This window comes from Chryseobacterium balustinum, from assembly GCF_900168205.1.
GTDB classification, from domain to species: domain Bacteria; phylum Bacteroidota; class Bacteroidia; order Flavobacteriales; family Weeksellaceae; genus Chryseobacterium; species Chryseobacterium balustinum.
The window spans coordinates 1-1,351 of sequence record NZ_FUZE01000071.1 but is presented as its reverse complement, the minus strand read 5'-3'; the positions used below and the strand labels follow the sequence as shown (position 1 = coordinate 1,351).

The window sequence follows — 1,351 nt, the reverse complement described above, 5'->3', positions numbered from 1 at the left end:
ACACCACAGTAACAAGCTGGATAGGATTTAATTATTTAGCTTTTATCGTTATTGCTGTTAGGAAATTTAAAAAAAGAAAGTCGAGATGACTTCATTATATTTTATTTCCACAGATGTTTTAAACATTTAAATTTTCATTAAGATTTTTAAAAATAAATATTGATAATGAAGTTTTCAAATATAAAACAAATCAACGAATCGAGATTTTTTAAACGATTTTATGCTAATTAATCATTTTTAAACTCCAATTTTCAAAAGTTTTTTATAATTTTAGTCTTTTCTTATCCTATGTTAATCATTAAACCTTCAATTTTTCGGAGGTTTGCAGAGTCAAAACAATAAAAATAAAGTTTTGAGGTTTTATTGAGACAACAAACAATATTAATATTAAATACATTAAAAAAATGAAGAAAATTGGCGTAATCGCTTTGGCAAGTTTAGGTTTACTTCTTGCATCGTGTGGTGATAAAAAAGAAGCTGCAACTGCAGGTCAGGAACAATCAGTAGCTGAAAAGCAAGGTGAGGTTCTTACTGTTGATACAGCAGCGTCTAAGGTAAACTGGAAAGCTTTCCACAAAGGAGGTTTTGCACCACGTTGGGGAACTCTTTCTGTAAGCACAGGAGAATTATCTGTTGCTGATAACCAATTGGCATCTGGTGAGTTTGTAATCGATATGAAGTCGATCAAAGTAGATCCTGCTTCTGTAACTGAGAAAGACAAAAAATATACAGATCTTGAAGGTCACCTTAAAAATGCTGATTTCTTCAATGTAGAAAAATTCCCAACTGCTGATTTCAAAATCACTAAAGTTGAAGATCTTGCTGCTGGTGCTCAAAATGCTGTAGAAGGAGCTAACAAAACAGTAAGCGGAAACCTAACTTTATTAGGAAAAACAATGAATGTAACTTTCCCTGCAAAAGTAGATATTGTAGAAAAATCTGCTACTTTGAAAGCTCAATTCACTGTAAACCGTGCTGATTGGGGAATCAAATTCGGAACTGACGAAACTGATCCTGCAGAATGGATGATCAGCAAAGATATCGAGATCGGTATCGATGTAAAAGCTGCTCAAAAATAATTCTGAACACCAAAAAAGATAAAGACATCTGTAGAAATGCAGATGTCTTTTTTGTTTTGATTAATAAAATTCTGCCGTCAGTTCGAGTGTTTTTCTGTATCGAAGAGAAGGAAAAATGTATCGAGAACTTGAGCGAAGAATTCAAAAATTCTCGATACAAAATTCTTTCAGAATTTCACTCCTTTAGATTTATACTAGGAAAAATAATATATTTATGTAAGAAGAGAAAAGTGTTTAAGTAAACTAAGATACACTCCGAGTAAAACTCATAG

1 protein-coding gene is annotated in these 1,351 nt (G+C 31.9%); it reads left to right on the top strand.

Going from position 1 to position 1,351, the window contains the following annotated elements; genetic code table 11:
- The first annotated feature begins 404 nt into the window (after window positions 1-404).
- Complete coding sequence (locus B5X64_RS22460; RefSeq protein WP_079467334.1) at window positions 405-1,079, top strand: YceI family protein; 675 nt, start codon at window positions 405-407, stop codon at window positions 1,077-1,079.
- Window positions 1,080-1,351 lie beyond the last annotated feature (272 nt).

What these genes read in the sequence shown, in the direction of transcription:
- B5X64_RS22460 (WP_079467334.1), top strand. Translation starts at nt 405, where the DNA reads ATGAAGAAAATTGGCGTAATCGCTTTGGCAAGTTTAGGTTTACTTCTT.